The sequence below is a fragment of the Pseudomonas sp. genome (assembly GCF_035512415.1).
Classification (GTDB): Bacteria; Pseudomonadota; Gammaproteobacteria; order Pseudomonadales; family Pseudomonadaceae; genus Aquipseudomonas.
This window is the reverse complement of the sequence record NZ_DATKDZ010000005.1, coordinates 164,885-189,486: the sequence shown is the minus strand read 5'-3', so window position 1 is coordinate 189,486 and position 24,602 is coordinate 164,885. Positions and strand designations below refer to the sequence as shown.

23 protein-coding genes are annotated in these 24,602 nt (G+C 63.3%); 14 read left to right on the top strand and 9 right to left on the bottom strand.

Translation table 11 applies throughout. The annotated features are described in order from the left end of the window. The first annotated feature begins 71 nt into the window (after positions 1-71). Entirely contained in the window at positions 72-692 is a 621-nt protein-coding gene (locus VMP31_RS02165) for a TetR/AcrR family transcriptional regulator (protein WP_325503601.1), read from the top strand. A gap of 103 nt (positions 693-795) precedes the next feature. On the opposite strand, the gene preA is transcribed toward VMP31_RS02165, so the two are convergent. The 3 genes from preA to hydA form a co-directional block, all read right to left on the bottom strand. Then, positions 796-2,070, bottom strand: a complete 1,275-nt coding sequence (gene preA, locus VMP31_RS02160) for an NAD-dependent dihydropyrimidine dehydrogenase subunit PreA (protein ID WP_325503599.1) — start codon at positions 2,068-2,070, stop codon at positions 796-798. After that, positions 2,071-3,438: an NAD(P)-dependent oxidoreductase gene (locus VMP31_RS02155; protein WP_325503597.1), complete on the bottom strand. Its 1,368-nt coding sequence runs from the start codon at positions 3,436-3,438 to the stop codon at positions 2,071-2,073. A 113-nt stretch (positions 3,439-3,551) separates the two neighbouring features. After that, the gene (gene hydA, locus VMP31_RS02150) at positions 3,552-4,991 is read right to left on the bottom strand and encodes a dihydropyrimidinase (protein WP_325503595.1); all 1,440 of its coding nucleotides are present in this window, start codon (positions 4,989-4,991) and stop codon (positions 3,552-3,554) included. Positions 4,992-5,250: 259 nt separating this feature from the next. Between hydA and VMP31_RS02145 the strand changes: the two genes are divergently transcribed. The 5 genes from VMP31_RS02145 to VMP31_RS02125 all read left to right on the top strand — a co-directional run bounded on the left by VMP31_RS02145 (position 5,251) and on the right by VMP31_RS02125 (position 9,601). Beyond that, positions 5,251-5,409, top strand: a complete 159-nt coding sequence (locus VMP31_RS02145; RefSeq protein ID WP_325503593.1) for a hypothetical protein — start codon at positions 5,251-5,253, stop codon at positions 5,407-5,409. Between the two features lie 218 nt (positions 5,410-5,627). After that, positions 5,628-7,115: an NCS1 family nucleobase:cation symporter-1 gene (locus VMP31_RS02140; protein ID WP_325503591.1), complete on the top strand. Its 1,488-nt coding sequence runs from the start codon at positions 5,628-5,630 to the stop codon at positions 7,113-7,115. 145 nt (positions 7,116-7,260) lie between these two features. Beyond that, positions 7,261-8,544 (top strand): Zn-dependent hydrolase, encoded by a 1,284-nt coding sequence (locus VMP31_RS02135; protein WP_325503589.1) that lies wholly within the window; start codon positions 7,261-7,263, stop codon positions 8,542-8,544. Between the two features lie 98 nt (positions 8,545-8,642). Then, positions 8,643-9,029 (top strand): MAPEG family protein, encoded by a 387-nt coding sequence (locus VMP31_RS02130; protein ID WP_325503587.1) that lies wholly within the window; start codon positions 8,643-8,645, stop codon positions 9,027-9,029. 122 nt (positions 9,030-9,151) lie between these two features. Next, positions 9,152-9,601, top strand: coding sequence for a cytochrome c (locus VMP31_RS02125; protein WP_325503585.1), 450 nt, complete (start codon positions 9,152-9,154; stop codon positions 9,599-9,601). 7 nt (positions 9,602-9,608) lie between these two features. On the opposite strand, the gene ligB is transcribed toward VMP31_RS02125, so the two are convergent. Beyond that, positions 9,609-11,285 carry an NAD-dependent DNA ligase LigB gene (gene ligB, locus VMP31_RS02120; RefSeq protein WP_325503583.1) on the bottom strand — a complete coding sequence of 559 codons (1,677 nt, stop codon included), beginning with the start codon at positions 11,283-11,285 and terminating at the stop codon, positions 9,609-9,611. 89 nt (positions 11,286-11,374) lie between these two features. Between ligB and VMP31_RS02115 the strand changes: the two genes are divergently transcribed. Continuing rightward, positions 11,375-12,289, top strand: a complete 915-nt coding sequence (locus VMP31_RS02115; RefSeq protein WP_325503581.1) for a hypothetical protein — start codon at positions 11,375-11,377, stop codon at positions 12,287-12,289. A gap of 70 nt (positions 12,290-12,359) precedes the next feature. Here the strand turns inward: VMP31_RS02115 and metK are convergent, their stop codons facing one another. After that, complete coding sequence (gene metK / locus VMP31_RS02110) at positions 12,360-13,550, bottom strand: methionine adenosyltransferase (RefSeq protein WP_325503580.1); 1,191 nt, start codon at positions 13,548-13,550, stop codon at positions 12,360-12,362. Between the two features lie 12 nt (positions 13,551-13,562). Further along, a complete protein-coding gene (locus VMP31_RS02105) occupies positions 13,563-14,579 on the bottom strand; it encodes an ArsR/SmtB family transcription factor (RefSeq protein ID WP_414705418.1) in 1,017 nt (338 codons plus the stop codon). A 197-nt stretch (positions 14,580-14,776) separates the two neighbouring features. On the opposite strand from VMP31_RS02105, the gene tkt reads away from it, so the two are divergent. The 4 genes from tkt (at position 14,777) to fba (ending at position 20,242) form a co-directional block, all read left to right on the top strand. Then, the gene (gene tkt, locus VMP31_RS02100; protein ID WP_325503576.1) at positions 14,777-16,777 is read left to right on the top strand and encodes a transketolase; all 2,001 of its coding nucleotides are present in this window, start codon (positions 14,777-14,779) and stop codon (positions 16,775-16,777) included. 90 nt (positions 16,778-16,867) lie between these two features. Continuing rightward, positions 16,868-17,929, top strand: a complete 1,062-nt coding sequence (gene epd / locus VMP31_RS02095) for an erythrose-4-phosphate dehydrogenase (RefSeq protein ID WP_325503574.1) — start codon at positions 16,868-16,870, stop codon at positions 17,927-17,929. Positions 17,930-17,933: 4 nt separating this feature from the next. After that, a complete protein-coding gene (locus VMP31_RS02090) occupies positions 17,934-19,097 on the top strand; it encodes a phosphoglycerate kinase (RefSeq protein WP_325503572.1) in 1,164 nt (387 codons plus the stop codon). A gap of 80 nt (positions 19,098-19,177) precedes the next feature. Then, positions 19,178-20,242: a class II fructose-bisphosphate aldolase gene (gene fba, locus VMP31_RS02085; protein WP_296222065.1), complete on the top strand. Its 1,065-nt coding sequence runs from the start codon at positions 19,178-19,180 to the stop codon at positions 20,240-20,242. A 116-nt stretch (positions 20,243-20,358) separates the two neighbouring features. Here the strand turns inward: fba and VMP31_RS02080 are convergent, their stop codons facing one another. Further along, positions 20,359-21,042, bottom strand: coding sequence for a polysaccharide lyase family 7 protein (locus tag VMP31_RS02080; protein WP_325503568.1), 684 nt, complete (start codon positions 21,040-21,042; stop codon positions 20,359-20,361). Positions 21,043-21,456: 414 nt separating this feature from the next. On the opposite strand from VMP31_RS02080, the gene VMP31_RS02075 reads away from it, so the two are divergent. The 3 genes from VMP31_RS02075 to VMP31_RS02065 are packed head-to-tail and all read left to right on the top strand — an operon-like array spanning position 21,457 to position 23,578. Then, a complete protein-coding gene (locus tag VMP31_RS02075; RefSeq protein WP_325503566.1) occupies positions 21,457-21,933 on the top strand; it encodes a hypothetical protein in 477 nt (158 codons plus the stop codon). Positions 21,934-21,946: 13 nt separating this feature from the next. Further along, the gene (locus VMP31_RS02070) at positions 21,947-23,044 is read left to right on the top strand and encodes a PQQ-dependent sugar dehydrogenase (RefSeq protein WP_325503564.1); all 1,098 of its coding nucleotides are present in this window, start codon (positions 21,947-21,949) and stop codon (positions 23,042-23,044) included. Between the two features lie 42 nt (positions 23,045-23,086). Then, a complete protein-coding gene (locus VMP31_RS02065; protein ID WP_325503562.1) occupies positions 23,087-23,578 on the top strand; it encodes a M48 family metallopeptidase in 492 nt (163 codons plus the stop codon). Positions 23,579-23,711: 133 nt separating this feature from the next. Here the strand turns inward: VMP31_RS02065 and VMP31_RS02060 are convergent, their stop codons facing one another. Both VMP31_RS02060 and VMP31_RS02055 read right to left on the bottom strand, forming a co-directional pair. Further along, the gene (locus VMP31_RS02060; protein ID WP_325503560.1) at positions 23,712-23,945 is read right to left on the bottom strand and encodes a DUF2789 domain-containing protein; all 234 of its coding nucleotides are present in this window, start codon (positions 23,943-23,945) and stop codon (positions 23,712-23,714) included. Positions 23,946-23,999: 54 nt separating this feature from the next. Further along, positions 24,000-24,491: a GreA/GreB family elongation factor gene (locus VMP31_RS02055; protein WP_325503558.1), complete on the bottom strand. Its 492-nt coding sequence runs from the start codon at positions 24,489-24,491 to the stop codon at positions 24,000-24,002. Positions 24,492-24,602 lie beyond the last annotated feature (111 nt).

Sequence of the window (24,602 nt, the reverse complement as noted above, 5' to 3'; positions counted from 1 at the left end):
CCAAAGGCTTTCCGTCGCCCCGTGCGGGCGCTGGTGGTAGCCTTGCGGCATCGCCCCGTCACGGACCCGCCATGGCCAATCACAAAATCGAGATTCGCCGACGCAATGTCGAGAAAATCCTCCTGTCCGCCGAAAAGGTGTTCGCCGAGAAGGGCTATGGCGGCACGTCCATGGGCGATATCGCCGAAGAAGTCGAACTACCGCGCTCCAACCTGCACTACTACTTCAGCACCAAGGACGACCTCTACCGCGCAGTGCTGCTCGACCTGCTCGATGTGTGGAAGCAGGACGCCCTGTGCTTCGAGATGTATGACGATCCGCGGGTGGTGCTCAGCACCTATATCCGCGCCAAGATGAACCACTCGCGCAGCCGCCCGCACGGCTCCAAGGTCTGGGCCGACGAAATCATCCATGGTGCGCCGAAGCTCGGCGAGACGCTTGATGACAGCCTCTACAGCTGGGCCAAGATGAAGGAAGCGAAGATCCGCCAGTGGGTCGAGGACAAACGCATCCTGGCTGTCGAGCCGTCCGCCTTGCTCTATATGATCTGGGCCTCGACTCAGCACTACGCCGACTTCAGCCATCAGGTGGCGATTCTCAACGATCACCAGGCGCTGTCCGAACTGCAGTTCGAGCGGGCGGTGCAGACCGTGACCAGTGTGATATTGCGTGGGATCGGGTTGGAGCCCTGAACGCCTGATCGCGGGCAAGTCCGCTCCTACAGGTGCAGAGTTGTTGTAGGAGCGGTGGGGACGCCTAGTCCTTGCCCGCGATAGATTCCGTCGAATTGCGGGGCTAGGACGCCACGCGATAGGGATTGCGCGGGTCGTGGTTCCAGTCGAGGAAGGGCTTGCCGGTGTCCTGGGGTACCATTTCGATGCAGTTCTCCACCGGGCAGGTGATCTGGCACAGGTTGCAGCCCACGCACTCTTCGTCGATCACCTCGTACTTATGCGTGCCGTCGGCCTGGGTCAGGCTGGCGATGGCCTGGTGCGAGGTGTCTTCGCAGGCGATATGGCAGCGGCCGCAGCCGATGCAGGCGTCCTGGTCGATCTTGGCGATGACCTGATAGTTGATATCCAGGTACTTCCAGTCGGTGGTATTGCCCACCGCGCGCCCGGAAAACTCGTTTAGGCTGGCGTAGCCTTGACTGTCCATCCAGCGCGACAGGCCGTCCTTCATCTCTTCGACGATGCGAAAGCCATGCAGCATGGCCGCCGTGCACACCTGCACCGCGCCGCAGCCCAGCGCCACGAACTCCGCCGCATCGCGCCAGCTGCCGATACCACCGATGCCGCAGATCGGCAGGCCGCGAGTCTCGGGATCGCGGGCGATTTCGGCGACCATATTCAGCGCAATCGGTTTGACCGCCGAGCCGCAGTAGCCGCCGTGGGTGCTCTGCGTGCCGACTATGGGGTGGGCGACCATGCGTTCCAGGTCGACGCTGGTGATCGAGTTGATGGTGTTGATCAGCGACACCGCATCGGCCCCGCCGCGATGGGCGGCGCGGGCGGACAGGCGCACGTCGGTGATATTCGGCGTCAGTTTGACGATCACCGGCAGCGAGCTGTAGGTCTTGCACCAGCGGGTGACCATCTCCACGTATTCCGGCACCTGGCCGACCGCCGCGCCCATGCCGCGCTCGGGCATGCCGTGGGGGCAGCCGAAGTTCAGCTCGATGCCGTCGCAGCCGGTGGCTTCCACCAGCGGCAGGATGGCTTTCCAGGATTCTTCGACGCAGGGCACCATCAAGGACACGATCAGCGCGCGGTCCGGCCAGTCCTTTTTCACCTGGGTGATTTCGCGCAGGTTGATTTCCAGTGAGCGGTCGGTGATCAGCTCGATATTGTTGATGCCTTGCACCTGGCGGTTCGGGCCAAAGTGCGCCGAGTAACGCGACGATACGTTGACCGCGGCCGGGTCTTCGCCGAGGGTCTTCCACACCACGCCGCCCCAGCCGGCCTCGAAGGCGCGGACCACGTTGTAGGCCTTGTCGGTGGGCGGCGCGCTGGCCAGCCAGAATGGGTTGGGGGCCTTGATACCGGCAAATTCGATGGATAGATCGGCCATTTATGCGGCCTCCACATTAAGCATCAGATGAGAGTGGATGGCCTCGGCGGCCAGCTTGCCGTGCTGCACGGCTTGTACGGTGAGGTCCTGGCCCTGTGCGGTGCAGTCGCCGCCGGCATACACACCAGGCACGCTGGTTTGCAGTTGGGCGTCGACCCAGATGCGTTCGCCCTCGCGCTTCAGCTCGCGGGCCAGCGGGTCGTTCAGGGCCTGGCCATCGAAGGCCTGACCGATGGCAGTGAAGATGGCGTCGGCGGCCAGCTCGAAGGTCTGTCCGGTGCTTTGCAAGCGACCGTTTTCCATGCGGGTGCGGGCGAAACGCATACCGCGTACCTGACCCTGCTCGTTGAGCAGCACGGCATCCGGTTGCGCCCAGGTCAGCAGGCGTACCTGATTGGCTTTGGCGATGTCCTGCTCGTGTTCGGTGGCACCCATTTCCTCGAAGCCGCGGCGATAGACCAGATTGACGTCGCGGGCACCGAGCTTGCTCATCTGCACCGCCATGTCGATGGCGGTATTGCCGGCACCAAGGACGATGCAGCGCTCGGCCACGGGCAACTGGGTCAGGTCATCACACTGGCGCAGTTCGCGGATGTAATCGGTGGCAGCGAGCAGGCCCGGCGCATCTTCGCCCGGCAGGCCGAGGCGCTTGCTAGCGGCCAGGCCGATGCCGAGGAACACCGCGTCGAACTGCTGGTGCAACTCGCTCAGGCTGAGGTCGTCGCCGAGTCTGTGGCCGTGGCGGATCTCGATGCCGCCGATCTGCAGGAGAAAATCCACTTCGCGTTGGGCGAAATCATCCACCAGTTTGTATTTGGCGATGCCGTATTCATTCAGGCCGCCAGCTTTCTCGCGGGCTTCGAAGATCACCACCTCGTGGCCGTGCATGGCCAAACGATGGGCGCAGGACAGGCCGGCTGGGCCCGCGCCGACCACGGCGATGCGCTTGCCGCTGGCCGGCGCGCGCTGGAACGGGTGCTCAGTGAACTGCGCGTTGTCGATGGCGTAGCGCTGTAACAGGCCAATCAGCACTGGCGCGCATTCCTGCGCGTTGTTACGCACGCAGGCTTGCTGGCAAAGAATTTCGGTGGGGCAGACGCGGGCGCAGCTGCCGCCGAGGATATTCGCTGAGAGAATTTTCTCCGCTGCGCCCTGAACGTTTTCATGGCTGATATTGCGGATAAACGAGGGGATGTCGATCTCGCTGGGGCAGGCGTTGACGCACGGAGCGTCGTAGCAATACAGACAGCGGGCGCTTTCCAGTGCGGCCTGGCGAGCGGTGAGCGGCGGGGCCAGATCGCTGAAACGATCGGCCAGTTCAGCGGCGCCGGCATCCGGTCGCGGCAAATGGCTGAGGGTGTCTATCACGGTTATTGCCTCACGGTTTTGTGGCTTTTATTGGGCAGTTAACAGCGTATAAGCGGCCGTCCGGCCTCTGCGGGCCGGTGTGGCGAAGTAATGAGTGGCACCTGTTTGGCGGCTTAGCGCTCGACGGCAGTCGGGCGATTCTGTTCGGCGCGTTTACTGAGCAGGTCGAACACCGCCGGGTAGGCCGGTCGCTCGATATAGCGACCGGCACCGCGTTCGGCACGCAGGTCGCCATCGGCCCAGACCAGCTTGCCCTGGCTGATGGTGTGGCTGGGCACACCGCGCACGGTCTTGCCTTCGAAGATATTGAAATCGACCTGCTGGTGATGCGTCTTGGCCGAGATGGTCCGCGTGCCCTGCGGGTCCCAGAGCACCAGGTCAGCATCGGCACCGACGCGCAGCGCACCTTTGCGCGGGAACAGGTTGAAGATTTTCGCGGTGTTGGTGCTGGTCAGCGCGACGAAGTCGGTGATCGACAGCTTGCCGCTGCCCACCCCTTCGTCCCACAGCACTGCCATACGGTCCTCAATCCCTGCCGTGCCGTTGGGGATCTTGCTGAAATCATCGCGTCCGGCGGCTTTTTGCTCGGCGCAGAAGCAACAGTGGTCGGTTGCGGTGGTGTGCAGGTTGCCCGATTGCAGGCCGCGCCACAGCGCCTCCTGATGCCCGCGCGGACGGAACGGCGGGCTCATCACGTAGCCGGCGGCGGTTTGCCAATCGGGATGGCGGTACACGCTGTCGTCCAGCAGCAGATGGCCGGCCAGCACCTCGCCGTACACCGGCTGGCCCTTGGCCCGGGCGTAGGTGATTTCATCCAGGGCTTCTTTGGTCGAGACATGCACCAGATACAGCGGTGTACCGAGGGTTTCGGCAATCCGAATGGCGCGGCTGGCGGCTTCGCCTTCAACCTGCGAGGGCCGCGACAGCGGGTGCGCTTCCGGCCCGGTGAGACCCTGGGCCAGGAGCTTTTGTTGCAGGTGATAGACCAACTCGCCGTTCTCGGCGTGCACGGTGGGCACCGCGCCCAGCTCAAGGCAGCGCTCGAAGCTCGCCACTAGGGTGTCGTCGGCGGCCATGATGGCGTTCTTGTAAGCCATAAAGTGCTTGAAGCTGTTGATCCCGTACTTGGCCACCAGCTCGCCCATTTCGCGGCTCACCTCGTCGCTCCACCAGGTGATGGCGACATGGAAGCCGTAGTCGGACGCGGACTTTTCCGCCCAGCCGCGCCAGGTATGGAAGGCTTCGAGCAAGGATTGCTGCGGATTGGGAATCACGAAGTCGATGATCGATGTAGTACCGCCAGCCAGACCGGCAGCGGTGCCGCTGAAGAAATCTTCGCTGGCCACCGTGCCCATAAAGGGCAATTGCATATGGGTGTGCGGGTCGATGCCGCCGGGCATCAGGTACTGGCCGCTGCCGTCGAGCACCTGACAGCCCGCGGGGGCGTCGAGGTTGTCGCCAATGGCCTGGATCAGGCCGTCGGCACAAAGCAGATCGGCGCGGTAGCTTTCCTCATGGGTGACCAGGGTGGCACCACGGATCAACAGCGACATAGCGAGTTCCTCTCAGGCTGACCGGTGCGTGCCGGTTCTTGGTGTTATGGCCTGCCAGGCGAGCGGTCTGTATTCCTGTCATGCCTGACAGGAATTGAATCTAGTCGCTGCTTGTGGATTGATCAAGATTATTTTTTGGCCTCTCTTTGTGATTGTAAGTTATTGAAAATAAACATAAAAAACTAAAAATCTGCAAAATGGTGCAGCTGCTCACCATTTTGACGCACTTGACAAGAACCAAATATGGTCAAGATTTCCTATGCAAAATCAGGCGTTTGAACCAGGTGGCGAGCAGGCGGTGGCGGCAGAAAAAATAGTTGCCTGCACCACTTTGAATCCTGACTGGGCAGACAGACTTGCGCGCTGGGTCGAGAACGGCCCGGCAGAGCAGGTGATGCAAACCCGCTTGGTTTATTGAAAGCCTTATAAAATAAGTGATTAGCCGTTTTTACCTTGAGTGATAGATGAGTTGAACAGGTCCCGGCACGCTTATTGATAGCCGTCGCTACCAAGCTGGCCGGCCCTGAGATGGAAATGTACTCCGGCCATCGCGAACGGCCGTTTGGCAGTGCAACCACTGCCCGGCGGCGGTTAAGCCCGATGAGCGAATAATCAGAACAATGACTGGAGAGGCCCATGCAACAGAGCAGATCACAAGTGACCGAACGCGATGGCTTGTACGAACTGGCCGCTGGCCCCGACGTACTCGACAGCCCGCGCTATAACCACGACATCGCCCCGACCAAGGTGCACGAGCGCACCTGGAACAAGTGGCATATCACCGCGCTGTGGGTCGGTATGTCGATCTGCGTGCCGACCTACACCCTGGGCGGCGTACTCACCGCCTACTTCGGCCTGTCTGTCGGCGAGGCGCTGCTGGCGATTCTGCTGGCCAATATCATCGTGCTGATTCCGCTGACGCTGAACGCCTTTCCTGGCACCAAGTACGGCATTCCCTTTCCGGTGTTGCTGCGCTCCTCATTCGGGGTGATCGGCTCCAACGTGCCCTGTCTGATTCGCGCCGTGGTCGCTTGCGGCTGGTTTGGTATTCAGACCATGTTCGGCGGCCTGGCCATTCACCTGCTGCTAGGCTCGATCTTCGAGGGCTGGAAGAGCCTGGGCGGCACCGGTGAGGTGATCGGCTTTATGATTTTCTGGGTGCTCAACCTGTGGGTGGTGCTGCGCGGTGCCGAGTCGATCAAGTGGCTGGAAACCCTTTCCGCACCGCTGCTGGTGCTGGTCGGTGCCGGCCTGCTGATGTGGGCGCTGCCTAATGTGTCGATGAGCGAACTGCTGGCGCAGCCGGCCAATCGTCCCGAGGGTGCCAGCGTGACCGGTTACTTCCTCGCCGGCCTGACTGCCATGGTCGGTTTCTGGGCCACCCTGTCGCTGAACATTCCCGACTTCAGCCGCTATGCGAAAAGTCAGAGGGACCAGATCATCGGCCAGGTCATCGGTCTGCCGCTGACCATGTTCCTGTTCGCCGCTCTCGGCGTGGTGATGACCGCCGCTTCGGCCTCCCTGGTGGGACAGACGGTGTCTGATCCGGTCAGCCTGATCGGCCATATCCAGAGCCCCGGCTGGGTCGCCCTGGCCATGGCGCTGATCATCGTTGCCACGCTGTCGACCAACACCGCGGCGAATATCGTCTCGCCCACCAACGACTTCCAGAACATCGCGCCCAAGCTGATCAACCGCACCAAGGCGGTGATCCTCACCGGCCTGATCGGTCTCGGCCTGATGGGTCACGAACTGCTGAAGAAGCTCGGCCTGCTGGTCTCCGACCTGAGCCTGGAAAGCGTCTATTCCAACTGGCTGCTGGGTTACTCCAGCCTGCTGGGGCCGATCGCCGGGATCATGGTGGTGGACTATTTCCTGATCAAGAAACAGCGCCTCGACCTGGCCGGCCTGTACCGAGACGACGTCTACCCAGCGTGGAACTGGATCGGTTTTGTCGCCTTTGCCGTACCCGTGGCATTGACCCTGATGTCACTGGGCAGCAGCGCCTTTAGCTGGTTCTACGACTACGGCTGGTTTACCGGCTCCTTCTTGGGCGGGCTGATCTACTTCGGGCTGTGCAGCCTACGTAGCGCGCAGCCTGTGGCGGCCAAGGCGCCGGTTTAAGGCAACAGCATCGCGGGCAATCGGAACGCCGCCCGGCCGCCTCTACAGATGCACATTGCCTTTGTAGGAGCGGGCTTGCCCGCGAAACGATTGAGCAGGCGCACCCAGCGCTAACGGAAAATCAGAAAGGCACAAGGAGATCACTATGAACACTGCCGTTGACGTCCTGCAATCCAGCCAGCCGCATATCAACAGCGAGCGCCTGTGGCAATCGCTGATGGAGCTGGCGCAGCTCGGGGCCACCGTCAAAGGCGGGGTCTGCCGCCTGGCCCTGACCGACCTCGACCGCCAGGCCCGCGACCTGTTTGTGCGCTGGTGCGAGGAGGCCGGCTGCACCGTGACCGTCGATGGCGTCGGCAATATCTTCGCCCGTCGCCCCGGCCGTAACGCCGCGCTGCCACCGGTGATGACCGGCAGCCATATCGATACCCAGCCCACCGGCGGCAAGTTCGACGGCTGCTTCGGCGTGCTGGCCGGCGTCGAGGTGCTGCGTACCCTCAATGACCTGGGTGTGCAGACCGAAGCGCCGCTGGAAGTGGTGGTGTGGACCAACGAGGAAGGCTCGCGGTTTGCCCCCTGCATGATGGGCTCCGGGGTATTTGCCGAGAAATTCACTCTGGAGGAAACCCTGGCCAAGCGTGACGCCGAGGGTGTCAGCGTCGGTGAGGCTCTGAACGCCATCGGCTACGCCGGCACTCGCACGGTGACCGGTCATGCGGTGGGGGCCTATTTCGAGGCGCATATCGAACAAGGGCCGATCCTCGAAGACCAGGGCAAGACCATTGGCGTGGTGCTCGGCGCACTCGGGCAGAAGTGGTTCGATCTGAATCTCAAGGGCGTCGAGGCCCATGCCGGGCCAACGCCGATGCACCTGCGCAAGGATGCGCTGGTCGGCGCGTCGGCCGTGGTCGCCGCAGTCAATCGGGTGGCGCTGGAGCACCAGCCGCATGCCTGCGGCACGGTCGGTTGTCTGCAGGCTTATCCCGGCTCGCGCAATGTGATTCCGGGCGAGGTGCGTATGACCCTGGACTTCCGTCACCTGGAGCCGGCGCGGCTGGATTCGATGATTGCCGAGGTGCGTGGGGTGATCGAGGCGACCTGCGCCAAGCACGGCCTGAGTTTCGAACTGACGCCGACGGCGGATTTCCCGCCCCTGTATTTCGATCAGGGCTGCGTCGAGGCCGTGCGTAGCGCGGCGGCTGGGCTCGGGTTGTCGCATATGGATATTGTCAGCGGCGCGGGACATGACGCGATCTTTCTTGCCGAGCTGGGCCCGGCCGGAATGATCTTCGTGCCGTGCGAAGGCGGCATCAGCCACAACGAGATCGAGAATGCTGCGCCGACGGATCTCGCCGCCGGTTGTGCAGTGCTGCTGCGCGCCATGCTTGCGGCCAGCGCGGCGCTGGCCAAGGGAAAACTGGCGGCATGATTGGCTGAATCGCCGCCGCATTGCCGGCGACAGTCATGGACTCAAGCTAAGGTTGCAGGCCAAGCTTCGGCTTCTGTGTCCAAACCTAGGGAGTTGCCATGACTGTTGCCTACTGGTGTGTGTTGATCGCGCTGTTTCTGCCTTACCTGTCCACTGCCACCGCCAAGGCTGTCAGCGGCGGCTTCAGCCCGCGGCACAACCACGATCCGCGGGCGTTACTGGATAACCTCAGTGGCTTTGGCCGGCGCGCCAACAATGCCCAGCTCAACAGCTTCGAAGTTACTCCAGCGTTTTCCGCTGCGGTGATCATCGCCCACCTGGCCGGCGGGGCCGAGCAGTCGCTGATCGATCAACTGGCGATGGCCTTTGTCGTCAGCCGTATCCTCTATTTCCTCTGCTACCTGGCCGACTGGGCGACGGTGCGTTCGCTGGTGTGGTTCGTCAATATGGGTCTGATTATCAGCCTGTTCGTCGTCTCGGCTTAACCTGGCTGGCGAGCGCGGGCGCGGGTTTTGTTCTCTGCGGCAAAACAACACGCTTGGCCGCAGGGTAGCGGGTGACGATACTGTCGCCCGTTATCCACCCGGTTGTTGGCTCTGAAGGTGTTATGAAGTTTAAAACCCTGTCCCTCGTTGTGCTGGCGCTGGCCCTAAGTGGCTGCGGCGGTGTCGACCCCAATTCGCCGCAAGGCCAGCGCCAGACCATCTTCAAGCAGATGCTCAAGGTCAGCGAAGACCTCGGCGGCATGCTGCGCGGGCGGATTGCATTCAAGGCGCAAGCCTTTGTCGATGGCGCTGCCGAGCTTGATCAATTGACCCGCACGCCCTGGCAGCACTTCCCCCAAGTGCGCGAAGAGGACGATGAAAGCCGCGCCAAGGATGACGTCTGGCAGCGTCAGGCGCGGTTTCAGGAACTGGCCCAGGCGATGGAAGCCAGCACCGCAGCGCTGGTTGTCGCCACCGCCGCACAACCGCTAACGCCCGAAGCGCTGACCGCGCCGATGCAACGGGTCGAGGACAGCTGCAAGGCCTGTCATGAAGAGTTTCGCGCGTTCTGACGATCGCTCAGAACCCCGCTATCTGCGCCTCGCGCAGTTGTGCGCGCAAGGCTTGCACTTCCGGGTGTTGAAAGAAGGCCCGCAATTGCGCCGCCCGCTGTGGACCGATGCCGGCTTGGCGTTGCCAGTCGGCTAGGCTGCGTTGCGCCAGGCTGTCCCAGTCGGCGTCCAGCGCCAGATTGCCATGGCCCGGTAGGCCGAGGGCGCGCAGCCAGTCCTGCATGGGCCGTTCGCGGGCCAGGCGAAAACTCTGCTGCAGCGCGGCTGAGCTGCGCGGGCCGAGACCTGGCACGCTACTGAGCTGCTCGCTTGAGAGGTGCAGCCAGTCGAGCAGGCTGTCGAGTTGTTGCGCATGCAATAGTTTTTCCCAGGTGCCGGGGCCTACGCCCGGCAACGCCAGGCCCTGTTTACTGCTAAGCCAAGCCAGGCGCGCGCGGAACTGGCTGGCGCAGGCCGGGGTGGCGCGCCAGCAGCTCAACGGGTGGTAGGCCGCCGCGTCAGGCACTTGCATTGCGGCGCGTTGCTGGGTGCGCCAGAGCACGTTGTCCAGCGCGGGGATGGTCAGGCCGGAGAGGCGGATCACCACCTGATCGCCCGGGCGAATATCCAGGGTTTGCCAGCGTTGCAGCGAGCCGGCGCTGACATATTCGATGCGTCGGTCATCCAGCTTTACCGGCTGCACGCGCAGCACCGGGGTGATACGCCCGCTGCGGCCGATGCGAAAATCCACCGCTTGCACCACGGCCAAGGCCTGGCTCGCCGGGTATTTCCAGGCCACGGCCCAGTGTGGCGGCTCGGCTTGCCAGCGCGCCGCTGCCGGGCGCTGACCCTGACGCAGGACCACGCCATCGGTGGCGAAGGGCAGGGCGCTGTTGTACCAGCGCTCGCGCCAATTAGCGGCTTGTTCGAGGCTGCGGATCGGCTGGCTGAAGCGCTGGCTGTCGGCAAATCCCAACTCCGCCAGCTGCTGCAAACGCTGGGGCATCAGTGCCGGGCCATCGGGCCAATCCCAGACAAACAGGCCAATACCGGCGGCTTCCTCGGTGGTCAGCGTTTGCTTGTTCATCAGCCCGGCGACCTTGCTGCGCGCGCCAAGGCTGCCGGACTTGCGCTGGGTATGCGCCGGCAGGTGCCAGTACAACTCGCCCTGCAACACCAGGCTAAGCGGCTTGGGCAGTTGTGCGGGAAGCGCCGGCAGGTGGCGGGCGTGGGCGCTCCAGTCCTGACCGCTGCGGCCATCGCCCCGGCTGATCAGCTGCTGCAGGTGGCCGTCGCGATAGATCAGGCTGACGGCAACGCCATCGACCTTGGGCTGAATCCACACGTCCTCGCGGTTGGCGACCCAGGTTGTCACTGCGGCGCTATCGGCCAGTTTGCGCAGGCCGGTATGGACGGTGGGGTGATGATGGCGGCCGCTGCTGGTGCGCAGTGGATCGGTAGGGGCGACTGTTACTTCGGGAAAGCAGGCACGCCAGCGCTGCAGGTTGGCGCTGGCCTGGTCATAGAGTTCGTCCGCCACCGGTGATTCGCCGTGGCGATGGTAGGCGTCGTCCCAGGCGGCCAGTTGCTGGCTCAGTGCGGCAATTTCCAGCTCGGCGCGTTGCCCCTGCCAGTCCGGGCAGGGGGTGGCCCAGGCGTCGAGGGTCAGGGCGGTAATAAATAGCAGCGCAGTGGCGGCTTTCATGCGGAGCGTCCTTGCTCGGAAGCGGTTTACTCAGCGTAGCAGCTATGCTTAATGAGTCAGTTTTGGCGCTTGTGTGAGTGGTGGCCGTTATGCCAATGGGTTTGCCTCGGTTGGGCCGTGTTTGCCTGTGTTTGCTTGTCGCAGGCCTTGCGCCGCTGGGTGCGCTGCATGCGACCGATGATATTGCGCCGCAGTGGCGTTTTGTCCACAACGCACCGGAGACCGAGGGTGACCAGCGTTATGCCTATCACTGGCGTGTACTGCGTGCGGCGCTGGAGGTTACCCGGAGCAAATACGGCGATTATCGGCTTGAGCCCGGCCGACCGATGAGCGAGAAGTTGCAGGTGATCGACATGCAGCGCCCGCAGGTCGGCCTCAATACCCTGGTGCTGGATGCCACGCAAACGCTGGAAGAAGCCCTGCTGCCGGTAAAGATACCGGTCGACAAGGGCTTGCTCGGTTATAGGGTGTTCCTGATCCAGGCCGCCGATCAGCCGCGCTTTGCCGGCGTACAGTCGCTTGAGCAGTTGCGCCAGCTGCGTTTTGGTCAGCAGCGTGAGTGGTCTGATGTGGCGGTGTATCAGGTGGCCGGATTACCGGTGGTTACCGGCAGCAGCTATGAAGGCTTGTTCCATATGCTGATGCTGCGGCGCTTCGATGCCTTCGGCCGTGGCGTGAGCGAAGTGAGCGGCGAGCTGGCGCATTGGCGCAAGAAGTACCCGCAGATGGCCATCGAGAGCGAATTGCTGCTGTATTACCCGTTGCCAGTGTACTTCTGGTTTGCCCGCACCGACGAGGGCCGGATACGCGCCCGGCGTGTCGAGGAAGGCATGCATACGCTGATGGCCGACGGCACCCTGGATCGCCTGTTCGCCGAAGAGTACGCCGCCACCATCGAGCAGCTGGGCCTGGATCGCCGGCGCATGCTGATGATTGCCAATCCTCATCTCTCCTCCAACCATCCCTTCGACAAGGCGGCTTACTGGTTTACGCCGACGCCCTAGGGCGATAAAGCGATAATCGAGAGCAATAAAAAACCCGCCGTAGCGGGTTTTTTCTGCAGCCGAGTAGGGCTTACAGGCCAGCGGCGGCGCGCAGGTCGGCGACCTTGTCGGTCTTTTCCCAGGTGAAGGTGGTGAAGGTGTCGTCGCCGACAGTCTTCTGCTCCGGGGTGCGGCCGAAGTGGCCGTAAGCCGCGGTTTCCTGGTACATCGGGTGCAGCAGGTCGAGCATCTTGGTGATGGCGTACGGGCGCAGGTCGAACACCTCGCGCACCAGCTTGATGATCTTGTCTTCGGCGATCTTGTGGGTGCCGAAGGTGTTGATCGAGATCGAGGTCGGCTGGGCCACGCCGATGGCGTAGGACACCTGGATTTCGCAACGCTCGGCCAGGCCGGCGGCAACGATATTTTTGGCTACGTAACGACCGGCGTAGGCGGCCGAACGGTCAACCTTGGATGGATCCTTGCCGGAGAACGCGCCGCCGCCGTGACGGGCCATGCCGCCGTAGCTGTCGACGATGATCTTGCGACCAGTCAGGCCGCAGTCGCCCACCGGGCCGCCGATCACGAAGTTGCCGGTCGGGTTGATATGGAACTGGGTGTCCTTGTGCAGCAGTTCGGCTGGCAGTGCGTGCTTGATGATCAGCTCCATCACGCCTTCACGCAGGTCGGCAAGCGATACGTCCGGGCTGTGCTGGGTGGACAGCACCACGGCGTCGATGCCCACCACCTTGCCGTTTTCGTACTGGCAGGTGACCTGGGATTTCGCATCCGGGCGCAGCCACGGCAACAGGCCGGACTTGCGCGCTTCGGCCTGGCGCTCGACCAAAGCGTGGGAAAAGCGGATCGGTGCGGGCATCAGCACGTCGGTTTCGTTGCTGGCGTAGCCAAACATCAGGCCCTGGTCGCCAGCGCCCTGATCTTCCGGCTTGGCGCGGTCGACACCCTGGTTGATGTCCGGGGACTGCTTGCCAATGATGTTGATGATGCCGCAGGTATTGCCGTCGAAGCCGACATCGGAGCTGGTGTAGCCGATATCGCAGATGACCTTGCGCACCAGGTCTTCCAGGTCGACCCAGGCGCTGGTGGTGACTTCGCCGGCGACGATCGCCACACCGGTCTTGACCAGGGTTTCGCAGGCCACGCGGGCGTGCTTGTCCTGGGCGATGATGGCGTCCAGCACCGCATCGGAGATCTGGTCGGCAATCTTGTCCGGATGGCCTTCGGAGACGGACTCGGAGGTAAAGAGGGAGTATTCGCTCATCGATCGGTTTTCCTATTGTGTACCGCTGACGGTGGCCCTCAGGCCGCTGTTTTCATGGAGGTTGGCAAAGTGCCGGACCTGAATCTGGAAGCCGTTGCGCAGGCCGACATACAGGCTCTCGCTCGGCGTGAGGCCGGAGGCCGTGGCCCAGCGGGCCAGGTCGTCCTGTTCGAAGCCCAGCCACAGATCGCCGCAGGCCTGTTTGGCCCAGCTCTGGTTGTGGCTGCATAAATCGGTGATCAGCAGGCTGCCGCCTGGTTTGACCCGCCGGGCCAGCTGCTTCAGCGCCTCGGCCGGTGCGGCGAAATGGTGCAGCACCATATTCAGCACCAGGCAGTCGGCGGCTGGATAGTCATCATGTAGGGCGTCGGCCAGGTGTAACTCAACATTGCCCAGACCGTCCTGCTCGCAGCGCTGGCGGGTCAGTTCGAGCATCGCCGGGCTGTTATCCAGGGCTGTGACGTGGCTGAAGCGCTTGGCCAGTTCGGGCAGAAAACCGCCGTCGCCGGGGCCGATTTCCAGGGCCGTGGCGCTCGCTGCAAAGTTCAGCGAGTCGAGCAGGCTGAGGAGGCTGTCGCGGTACTGCGGCAGGCCGGCGATCAGGTCCTGCTGGGCCTGGAAGCTGGCCGCGCTGCGGGCGAAGAAGTCCTGGCTGGCGGCGGCGCGCTGGCTGTGCACCTCGGCAATCCGCCCGCGCACTTCGGCGGGCAGAGGCAGGCGGTCGACTTCTTCGAGCAGGGCCGCGTGCAGGCTGCCGCCGAGTTGTTCGTTATGGGCCAGGGCGCGGCGGTAGAAAATCGCATTGCCTTCGCGCCGCGTGGCCACCAGGCCGGCCTGGGCCAGCACCTTGAGGTGATGGCTGATGCCGGATTGGCCGATGGCAAAAATCTGCGCCAGCTCCAGCACGCCGAAGGAGTCGTTGCTCAGGGCGCGCAGCACATTCAGGCGCAGCGAATCGCCGCCGGCCTTGCACAGGGCGGCGAGGGCATCGACGGGCTCGAAGGTCGGAAGGGTGGCGCGCATATTCATAGGCTGGGCAGTCTAGTCGGTCATTTTTCATCCAGCAATACCAATATCAAAAAGTTTTGATATTGGTATTGCTGGGCCAAAGGCCAGAAAACCTTGGCTCTGCGACTATCTGTCATTGCCCCGGTGGGCCCCGCTGGGCGAAAATGGCCGCCTTTTTCGACCCCCAGTTGCCAAAGCAGCCCGTAGGAGATTCAGTGATGCCCAGCCGTCGTGAGCGAGCCAATGCCATTCGTGCCCTGAGCATGGATGCCGTGCAGAAAGCCAACAGCGGCCACCCCGGAGCCCCGATGGGCATGGCGGATATCGCCGAAGTCCTGTGGCGCGACTACCTCAAGCACAACCCGAGCAACCCGAGCTTCGCCGACCGCGACCGCTTCGTGCTGTCCAACGGCCACGGCTCGATGCTGATCTACTCGCTGCTGCACCTCACCGGCTATGACCTGGGCATCGAAGACCTGAAAAACTTCCGCCAACTGCACAGCCGCACCCCGGGCCACCCGGAATATGGCTACACCCCGGGCGTTGAGACCACCACTGGCCCGCTCGGCCAGGGCATCGCCAACGCCGTGGGTTTCGCCCTGGCGGAGAAGGTGCTGGGCGCGCAGTTCAACCGCGACGGCCACACCATCGTCGACCACTTCACCTACGCCTTCCTTGGCGACGGTTGCATGATGGAAGGCATCAGCCATGAAGTCTGCTCCCTGGCCGGCACCCTGGGTCTGGGCAAGCTGGTGGCGTTTTATGACGACAACGGCATCTCCATCGACGGCGAAGTCCACGGCTGGTTCACCGATGACACGCCGAAGCGCTTCGAGGCCTACGGCTGGCAGGTGATCCGCAATGTCGACGGCCACGACGCCGAAGAACTCAAGATCGCCATCGACACTGCGCGCAAGAGCAGCGACCAGCCGACTCTGATCTGCTGCAAGACCACCATCGGCTTCGGTTCGCCGAACAAGCAGGGCAAGGAAGACTGCCACGGCGCGCCGCTGGGCAATGACGAAATCGCCCTGACCCGCGCCACCCTGGGCTGGAACCATGGCCCGTTCGAAATCCCCGCCGATATCTACGCCGAGTGGGACGCCAAGGCCGCTGGTGCCGCCGCCGAAGCCGAGTGGGATCAGCGCTTCGCTGCCTACGCCGCCGCTTACCCCACGCTTGCCAGCGAGTTCAAGCGCCGCGTCGCCGGTGAGCTGCCAGCCGATTTCGCTGCCAAAGCCGCCGCCTATATCCAGGAAGTCGCCGAGAAGGGCGAAACCATCGCCAGCCGCAAAGCCAGCCAGAACGCGCTGAACGCTTTCGGCCCGCTGCTGCCGGAATTCCTCGGTGGTTCGGCGGACCTCGCCGGCTCCAACCTGACCCTGTGGAAAGGCTGCAAGGGCGTATCGGCCGAAGATGCTTCCGGCAATTATATGTTCTACGGCGTGCGCGAGTTCGGCATGAGCGCGATCATGAACGGCGTGGCCCTGCATGGCGGCTTTGTGCCGTACGGCGCGACCTTCCTGATCTTTATGGAATACGCGCGCAATGCGGTGCGCATGTCCGCCCTGATGAAAAAGCGCGTGCTCTATGTGTTCACCCACGACTCCATCGGTCTCGGTGAAGACGGCCCGACTCACCAGCCGATCGAGCAGTTGGCCAGCCTGCGTGGCACGCCGAACCTCGACACCTGGCGCCCATGCGACGCCGTGGAGTCGGCGGTGGCCTGGAAATACGCCATCGAGCGCAACGACGGCCCGAGCGCCCTGGTGTTCAGCCGGCAGAACCTGCCGCACCAGTCGCGTGATGCCCAGCAGCTGGCCGATGTGGCTCGCGGCGGTTACGTACTCAAGGACTGTGCTGGCGAGCCGGAACTGATCCTGATCGCCACCGGTTCGGAAATCGGCCTGGCCGTAGCGGCTTACGACAAGTTGACCGCTGAGGGCCGCCAGGTGCGTGTGGTCTCGATGCCGTCCACCAGCGTGTTCGACCAGCAGGACGCCGGCTACAAGCAGGCCGTGCTGCCGGTGCAAGTGGGCTCGCGGATCGCCATCGAGGCCTCGCATGCCGACTACTGGTACAAGTACGTCGGTCTGGAAGGCCGCATCATCGGTATGACCACCTTCGGTGAGTCCGCCCCGGCTCCGGCGCTGTTCGAGGAATTCGGCTTCACCGTCGAAAACATCCTGGAAACCGCCGCCGAATTGTTGGACGCCTGAAAACCTTGCTAGGAGCGAGCTTGCTCGCGATGCTCAAACATTGATCGCGAGCAAGCTCGCTCCTACAGGTTGACTGCACTCGTGCCAAACATGCCAAAAACCAAGCGCCCTTATCGAATCGCCCTCAATGGTTACGGCCGTATCGGCCGCTGCGTGCTGCGTGCGCTGCATGAGCGCGGTGCCGGGGCGAGCCTGGAAATCGTCGCGCTGAATGATCTGGCCGACCAGGCCAGCATCGAATACCTGACTCGCTTCGACTCCACCCACGGGCGTTTTCCCGGCGAGGTAAAGGTCGACGGCGATTGCCTGCATATCAATGGCGACTGCGTGCAGGTGCTGCGCCAGGCGACGCCGGAAGGCGTTGACTGGGCTGCGCTGGATATCGACCTGCTGCTCGAATGCTCCGGCCAATACACCAGCCGCGCCGATGCCCAGCGCTTTATCGATGCCGGCGCGCCACGGCTGCTGTTGTCACAACCGATGGCCAGCGAGGCGGATATCGACGCCACGGTGGTCTACGGGGTCAATCAGGATTGCCTGAGCGGCCGCGAGCTGCTGGTGTCGAACGCCTCCTGCACCACCAACTGCGGTGTACCGCTGCTCAAATTGCTCAATGAGACGGTGGGCATCGACTACGTGTCGATCACCACCATCCACTCGGCGATGAACGATCAGCCGGTGATCGACGCCTATCACCACGAAGACCTGCGCCGTACGCGCTCGGCCTTCCAGTCGGTGATTCCGGTGTCCACTGGTCTGGCCCGCGGTATCGAACGCCTGTTGCCGGAACTAAGCGGGCGCATTCAGGCCAAAGCTATTCGCGTGCCGACGGTAAACGTCTCGTGCCTGGATATCACCCTGCAGACCGCCCGCGATACGTCGGCGGCCGAAATCAACGCGGTGTTGCGTCAGGCGGCCGAGAGCGGCCCGCTAAAAGGCCTGCTGGCCTACACCGAACTGCCCCACGCCAGCTGCGATTTCAACCATGACCCGCATTCGGCGATTGTCGACGGTAGTCAGACCCGGGTCTCTGGCCCGCGCCTAGTCAACCTGCTGGCCTGGTTCGATAACGAGTGGGGCTTTGCCAATCGCATGCTTGATGTTGCCGAACACTTTCTTTCCCTGACTACTCCTGCTGCCGTGAAGGACTGATTTAATGACCGTTCTGAAGATGACCGACCTCGACCTCGCCGGTAAGCGCGTGCTGATCCGCGAAGACCTCAACGTGCCGGTAAAAGACGGCGTGGTGAAGAGCGACGCGCGCATCCTCGCCTCCCTGCCGACCATCAAGCTGGCGCTGGAGAAGGGCGCAGCCGTGATGGTCTGCTCGCACCTGGGTCGCCCGACCGAAGGTGAATTCAGCGCAGAGAACAGCCTCAAACCAGTCGCCGATTACCTGAGCAAGGCCCTAGGCCGCGACGTGCCGCTGGTGGCGGATTACCTGAACGGTGTCGAGCTCAAGGCTGGCGAGATCGTGCTGTTCGAGAACGTGCGCTTCAACAAGGGCGAGAAAAAGAACGCTGATGAACTGGCTCAGCAATACGCCGCCCTGTGCGACGTGTTCGTTATGGACGCTTTCGGCACTGCTCACCGCGCCGAGGGTTCGACCCATGGCGTAGCCAAGTTCGCCAAGGTTGCCTGCGCCGGCCCGCTGCTGGCTGCTGAGCTGGACGCCCTGGGCAAGGCCCTGGGTAACCCGGCCAAGCCAATGGCGGCGATTGTTGCGGGCTCCAAGGTGTCGACCAAGCTCGATGTGCTTAATAGCCTGAGCCAGATCTGCGACCAACTGATCGTCGGCGGCGGCATTGCCAACACCTTCCTCGCTGCCGCCGGTTTCCCGGTGGGCAAATCGCTGTATGAAGCCGATCTGGTCGACACCGCCAAGGCCATCGCGGCCAAGGTCAGCGTGCCGCTGCCGGTCGACGTGGTAGTCGCCAAGGCCTTCGCTGAAGATGCCGAAGCCACGGTCAAACTGGTGGCCGATGTGGCTGAAGACGACATGATTCTGGATATCGGCCCGCAAACCGCTGCGCAGTTCGCCGAGTTGCTGAAGTCCTCGAAGACCATTCTGTGGAACGGCCCGGTTGGCGTGTTCGAATTCGACCAGTTCGGCAACGGCACCAAGGTGCTGGCCCAGGCCATCGCCGAAAGCCCGGCGTTTTCCATTGCTGGTGGTGGCGACACCCTGGCGGCCATCGACAAATACGGCGTTGGCGCGCAGATCAGCTATATCTCCACCGGTGGCGGCGCATTCCTCGAGTTCGTCGAGGGCAAGGTGCTGCCGGCCGTGGAAGTGCTGGAACAACGCGCCAAGGCCTGAGTCGCACCGAATACTTGAATAGCGCCTGCCCCTACGGCAGGCTTGCACGATTAACGAGCCCCACCGGGAGAAAGAACACCATGGCACTTATCAGCATGCGCCAGATGCTCGACCACGCCGCCGAATTCGGCTACGGCGTGCCGGCCTTCAACGTCAATAACCTCGAGCAGATGCGCGCGATCATGGAAGCGGCCGACAAGACCGATTCCCCGGTGATCGTCCAGGCTTCCGCCGGTGCCCGTAAATACGCTGGCGCGCCGTTCCTGCGCCACCTGATCCTGGCGGCCATCGAAGAATTCCCGCATATCCCGGTGTGCATGCACCAGGACCACGGCACCAGCCCGGATGTCTGCCAGCGCTCGATCCAGCTGGGCTTCAGCTCGGTGATGATGGACGGCTCGCTGAAAGAAGACGGCAAGACCCCGGCCGACTACGACTACAATGTCGCCGTTACTCAGCAAACCGTGGCTTTCGCCCACGCCTGCGGCGTGTCGGTGGAAGGTGAGCTGGGTTGCCTGGGCAGCCTGGAAACCGGCATGGCCGGTGAAGAAGACGGCGTTGGCGCCGAAGGCGTGCTCGATCACAGCCAAATGCTGACCGACCCGGAAGAGGCCGCCGACTTCGTCAAGCGCACCCAGGTCGATGCTCTGGCCATCGCCATCGGTACCAGTCACGGCGCTTACAAGTTCACCAAGCCGCCCACCGGTGACATTCTCGCCATCGACCGCATCAAGGAAATCCACAAGCGCATCCCCAATACCCACCTGGTGATGCATGGTTCCAGCTCGGTTCCGCAAGAGTGGCTGGCGATCATCAACCAGTACGGCGGCGACATCAAAGAAACCTACGGCGTGCCGGTTGAGGAAATCGTCGAAGGCATCAAGTACGGCGTGCGCAAGGTCAATATCGACACCGACCTGCGCCTGGCCTCCACCGGTGCCATGCGCCGCCTGATGGCCACCAACCCGAGCGAGTTCGACCCGCGTAAATTCTTCGGTGCCACCGTCACCGCCATGCGCGACATCTGCATCGCCCGTTACGAAGCCTTCGGCACCGCCGGCAACGCCTCGAAGATCAAGCCGATCTCCCTGGAAGGCATGTTCCAGCGTTATGCCAAGGGTGAGCTGGCCGCCAAGGTCAACTAACTCTGGCACCCGTCCTGCGCGCCGAACAGGCCCGCAGCGCGTGACAAGCTGTGCGCTAAAGAAAACGCCGCGACTCCACCAGGGGGCGCGGCGTTTTTTATGCTGCTGGGTGCGCCTTACGGCGCGGTGCTGAGCAATGGTCGGTGTTCGATGCTCAGTTTGTCGAAGCGCGCCGCGCCGGCTTCGGTTTCATAGCCGCTGTTGTCCTGGGGGTAGATCCCCGCCTTGAAATACAGCGGTTTGCTCGCCCAGGCTGAGTTGACCCGGGTGCTCCACTTGACCCCGTTGAGGTTGATTGCCAGCGTTCCCTTCGGCGTCAGGTGCAGGACGTAGGTGAAGCGCTGGTTCAGCGCGATGCCGCTGGCCAGGGTTACGACCTGGATCGGTGCCTCGGGTGTGAGGCGAACCTTGGCGACGATATTGCCGTTGGCGGAGGAGGTCTTGTACTGATACTCCAGCTTGAGCAGTGGCATGGAGCTTTTGTAAGCGTGGATCTGGCCAATTACCAGTTTGCCGGTGGAGGGCACCTGGCTGACGTTTAGCGCCGCGCGCAGGAAGTGATCCGCGCTGGGGTAGGTCCAGTTGCGCAGGCTGCCGTCGGGGTAAGTTTCGCGCAGCTCACTACGTGGGAACTTAGCGGTTTCGGTGGTGGTGCCGTTGACCGGGGACCAGAAGAAGATCGCGCCGTTCTTGGACTGGAAATAGTGATCCTGGTAACCGCCGACCAGCAATGGGGTTTCGATGGTGGTGGCGGGTACGCCGACTGGGATGCTCAGATTCCACGTGTCGAGGTCGATCATGCTTGATGCTCCTGAAAGGCAGAGGCTTCAGTCAGTCGAGGGCACAACTCATCCAGGAGTTAGTAAGGGCTACTTGGCGTTCCAGCGGGTGACGCAGGCGAACTAGAAGGGGGCAGGTGTTGCCCTTGTCGGGAGGCAGGACTGCCGCCGCGACACCTGTATAGCGGCAGAAGTTCCAAATGGGCTACCACCGTTCGTCGTATGTTTGACGCCAATATTTTGTCTTTTTGGCGCGCGGGCCGGATCGTCGCCCCAAACCGTCTGACCTGCCGCCGGTTATGGCGCGCGAATTGGCGCAGCCGCTGCGATAGACGCCGCCGGGGCGACAGGTAAAACCCTGTAAAACACCCAGGCCACGACGGTCGGCGGGCTGCGCCATACTCCCTGTTCTGTCTTCCCGGGAAATCTCCACCCATGTCCAGCAAGCCACGCCTGTTGCTCGCTTTCGTTCTCGCCGTGTTGCTGGCCACTCTGCTTGCTTCGATCTTTCAGACTCAGAGCAACCTCGCCGCCCTGCAGGCGCTCGGCGCGCCCATGCCGATGGGCGTGCGCCTGGGTACCACCTGCCTGGACCTGCTCGGCTTCGGTCCGACCTTCGCCCTGCTGGCCGCCTTCGGCTTCGCCTTCGCCCTGCCGCTGGCGGCGTGGAGCGCGCGCCGCCTGCCGTCCCTGCGCTGGGCGATCTTCGTTCTGGCCGGTGCCGCGGCGATCTGGACGGCCCTGGCGCTGGCCAATGCGCTGGCACCTATGCCGACGCTGATCGCCGCCGACCGCAACCTGTTCGGCACCCTGGGGCTGATGGCCTGCGGTAGCGCAGGCGCGCTGCTGTTCGGTCTGCTCGGTCGGCGGGTGCGTTATCGAGCGCAACCGACGCCTTCCGCCTCCCTATGACAAGGTCCTGCCCATGTTGAGAACCACCCTGGTGCTGCTTGGCACCCTGGCCGCCAGCACGCTGGCGCTGGCTCAGGATTACCGTATCGAAACCGTCACCGCCGGCCTCGAGCACCCCTGGTCCCTGGCCTTTTTGCCGGACGGGCGGATGCTGGTGACCGAGCGCGTCGGGCGCCTGCGGATTATCGCCAAGGACGGCAGCCTCGACCCCGAGCCGGTCGCTGGCGTGCCCGAGGCGTTCGTGGCTGCCCAGGCGGGCCTGATGGAGGTGCTGCCCGACCCTGACTTCGGCCGTAATCAATGGATATATCTGAGCTACGCCTATGGCACCGAGCAGGCCAACAACACCCGCCTGGCCCGCGGCCGCCTGGTGGAGGGGCGCTTACAGGACGTCGAGGTGCTGTTTAGCGCCCTGCCGGCCAAGGCCGGGGCGGCTCACTATGGTGGGCGCATGGCCTTTCTCCCGGACCAGACCCTGGTGCTGACCCTGGGCGATGGCTTCGATTGGCGCGAGCAGGCGCAGAACCCGGCCAACCATCTGGGCAAGATCGTGCGGCTACACCGCGATGGCAGCGTACCGGCCGATAACCCCCTGGTCGGGCAGGCCGGGGCGGCAGCGGAGATCTACAGCCTGGGCCATCGCAATGTTCAGGGCATCTACTACGATGCCCGCCTGCAGCGCCTCTACAGCCACGAGCACGGCCCCCGCGGCGGCGACGAGCTGAACCTGATCGAGCCCGGCCACAACTATGGCTGGCCGCTGATCACCTATGGGGTGGATTACACCGGCGCGCAGATCTCGCCCTATAGCGAACTACCCGGCCTGCAGCAGCCGCTGCTGCATTGGACGCCTTCGGTGGCCCCCTCCGGCCTGACCCTGTACCGCGGTGCGCTGCTTGCGCAGTGGCAGGATGATCTGTTCGTGGCCACCCTGGCCGAGCGCAGCGTGCGGCGCATCCGCATGTTGGATGGCAAGCTGGCGGGCGAGGAGGTTCTGTTCGAAGAGCTGGGTGAGCGGATTCGCGATGTTCGCAGCGGCCCGGACGGTGCGCTTTACCTGCTTACCGACAATGCCCAGGGGCGGGTGCTGCGGGTAGTGCCGGCCGATTAGATTGGCCATACTCTGCGCCCCCAGGATTTGCCCCTACACGCTATGACTCCGCTGAAATACCTGCAAGGCTACCCCGTCGAACTTCAGGACAAGATCCGCCAGCTGATCGCCGAGCAACGCCTGGGCGATTACCTGGCGCGTTCCTACGGCGGCACGCATGGCATCCAGAGCGACAAGGCGCTGTACGCCTATATCCAGGGCCTCAAGCAGGGGCACCTGCGCAATGCCCCGGCCATCGACAAGGTGCTGTATGACAATCGCCTCGACCTGACCCACCGCGCCCTCGGCCTGCATACGGCGATCTCCCGGGTGCAGGGCGGCAAGCTCAAGGCGAAGAAGGAGATTCGCGTCGCCGCCCTGTTCAAGGACGCCGCGCCGGAGTTTCTGCAAATGATCGTGGTGCACGAACTGGCGCACTTGAAGGAGGCCGAACACAACAAGGCTTTCTACAAACTCTGCGAATACATGCTGCCGGGCTACCACCAGCTGGAGTTCGACCTGCGCGTCTACCTGACCTGGCGCGAGCTGCCCTAGGGCTGCGGTGTCGATAATTCGGCACTTCGTAGGGTGCGCCGTGCGCACCGCCCAGGCTGAGGGTTCTGGGTGCACAACGCGCAGACTGCGGGCTCCTAGGGTAAGGCTCACCGGCCGCCGGTGAGCGGGGCGCTTAGTCGCGCAGCAGCAGGTTGAGCTGGTCGACCACCTCGGCCCAGTCGGCGTCCTCGAGGATTTCCTCGCGCAGGAAATCTGCCTGGGCCTTATCCCAGAAGGATGCGTCGGCCAGTTGGCAGCCTTGCGGCAACGGCGAATGCTGTTTGATAAAGCGCTCGATGGAGGTCGAGTCCTCTCTCAGGCCGAGTTGCTTGAACAGTGCGGAAAGGCTGTGGGTGGGCGCTTGCATGCTGGTCTCCCTAAATAAGACGGGGATGATTCCCTGGGCCTTGTGATAACACCTTTAGTCGACCGACAGAAGCTCGAACAGTTGCACGCCGCTGGCGATATGCAGGCTCACCTGGTCGCCGCAGCCCTTGCCGAGCAGGGCGCGGCCCAGAGGTGCCTGGGGGCCGATAACCTGCACGCTGTGGCCGTCCTGCTGCAGTTTTATTGCCGCACCGTCCGGGCCGAGGAACAGGCACTGGCGCTTGTCGTGTTCGTCGGCCAGCCAGACCAGGGCACCGAGCTGGACGCCCCGGCCTTCGTCGAAGGGGCGCAGGACCAGCTGTTTCCAGGTGCTCAGGGTGTGGCGGATGGCCTGTGCGCGGCGGGCCTGGCCGGTGGCCAGGTAGGAAGCCTCCAGGCCCAGGGTGTCGTACTTGTTCTCGGCGATGTTTTCTTCATCGGTGGCCGTTTCGTAGGCGGTCTGGGCCGCCTGCTGCGCCTGGGTCAGGGCAGTTTCGAGGTGGGCGATAACCTGATGCAGCAGCTGCGTTTTGTTTAGGGTCGGCATGTTCTTGGCTGAGGCTCGGCAGAAGGGGCGAGAGTAGCGGAAAACCGCCCCCTCGGGTGGTTACGCGATACCCGGGTAGGATGGCGTTGAGCGTAGCGATACCCATCGAAG

Excerpts from the sequence above, each read along its gene's own strand:
- VMP31_RS02165 (WP_325503601.1), top strand. The coding sequence starts at position 72 with ATGGCCAATCACAAAATCGAGATTCGCCGACGCAATGTCGAGAAAATC.
- preA (WP_325503599.1), bottom strand. The coding sequence starts at position 2,070 with ATGGCCGATCTATCCATCGAATTTGCCGGTATCAAGGCCCCCAACCCA.
- hydA (WP_325503595.1), bottom strand. The coding sequence starts at position 4,991 with ATGTCGCTGTTGATCCGTGGTGCCACCCTGGTCACCCATGAGGAAAGC.
- VMP31_RS02145 (WP_325503593.1), top strand. The coding sequence starts at position 5,251 with ATGCAAAATCAGGCGTTTGAACCAGGTGGCGAGCAGGCGGTGGCGGCA.
- VMP31_RS02140 (WP_325503591.1), top strand. The coding sequence starts at position 5,628 with ATGCAACAGAGCAGATCACAAGTGACCGAACGCGATGGCTTGTACGAA.
- VMP31_RS02135 (WP_325503589.1), top strand. The coding sequence starts at position 7,261 with ATGAACACTGCCGTTGACGTCCTGCAATCCAGCCAGCCGCATATCAAC.
- VMP31_RS02130 (WP_325503587.1), top strand. The coding sequence starts at position 8,643 with ATGACTGTTGCCTACTGGTGTGTGTTGATCGCGCTGTTTCTGCCTTAC.
- VMP31_RS02125 (WP_325503585.1), top strand. The coding sequence starts at position 9,152 with ATGAAGTTTAAAACCCTGTCCCTCGTTGTGCTGGCGCTGGCCCTAAGT.
- ligB (WP_325503583.1), bottom strand. The coding sequence starts at position 11,285 with ATGAAAGCCGCCACTGCGCTGCTATTTATTACCGCCCTGACCCTCGAC.
- VMP31_RS02115 (WP_325503581.1), top strand. The coding sequence starts at position 11,375 with ATGCCAATGGGTTTGCCTCGGTTGGGCCGTGTTTGCCTGTGTTTGCTT.
- metK (WP_325503580.1), bottom strand. The coding sequence starts at position 13,550 with ATGAGCGAATACTCCCTCTTTACCTCCGAGTCCGTCTCCGAAGGCCAT.
- VMP31_RS02105 (WP_414705418.1), bottom strand. The coding sequence starts at position 14,579 with ATGAATATGCGCGCCACCCTTCCGACCTTCGAGCCCGTCGATGCCCTC.
- tkt (WP_325503576.1), top strand. The coding sequence starts at position 14,777 with ATGCCCAGCCGTCGTGAGCGAGCCAATGCCATTCGTGCCCTGAGCATG.
- epd (WP_325503574.1), top strand. The coding sequence starts at position 16,868 with ATGCCAAAAACCAAGCGCCCTTATCGAATCGCCCTCAATGGTTACGGC.
- VMP31_RS02090 (WP_325503572.1), top strand. The coding sequence starts at position 17,934 with ATGACCGTTCTGAAGATGACCGACCTCGACCTCGCCGGTAAGCGCGTG.
- fba (WP_296222065.1), top strand. The coding sequence starts at position 19,178 with ATGGCACTTATCAGCATGCGCCAGATGCTCGACCACGCCGCCGAATTC.
- VMP31_RS02080 (WP_325503568.1), bottom strand. The coding sequence starts at position 21,042 with ATGATCGACCTCGACACGTGGAATCTGAGCATCCCAGTCGGCGTACCC.
- VMP31_RS02075 (WP_325503566.1), top strand. The coding sequence starts at position 21,457 with ATGTCCAGCAAGCCACGCCTGTTGCTCGCTTTCGTTCTCGCCGTGTTG.
- VMP31_RS02070 (WP_325503564.1), top strand. The coding sequence starts at position 21,947 with ATGTTGAGAACCACCCTGGTGCTGCTTGGCACCCTGGCCGCCAGCACG.
- VMP31_RS02065 (WP_325503562.1), top strand. The coding sequence starts at position 23,087 with ATGACTCCGCTGAAATACCTGCAAGGCTACCCCGTCGAACTTCAGGAC.
- VMP31_RS02060 (WP_325503560.1), bottom strand. The coding sequence starts at position 23,945 with ATGCAAGCGCCCACCCACAGCCTTTCCGCACTGTTCAAGCAACTCGGC.
- VMP31_RS02055 (WP_325503558.1), bottom strand. The coding sequence starts at position 24,491 with ATGCCGACCCTAAACAAAACGCAGCTGCTGCATCAGGTTATCGCCCAC.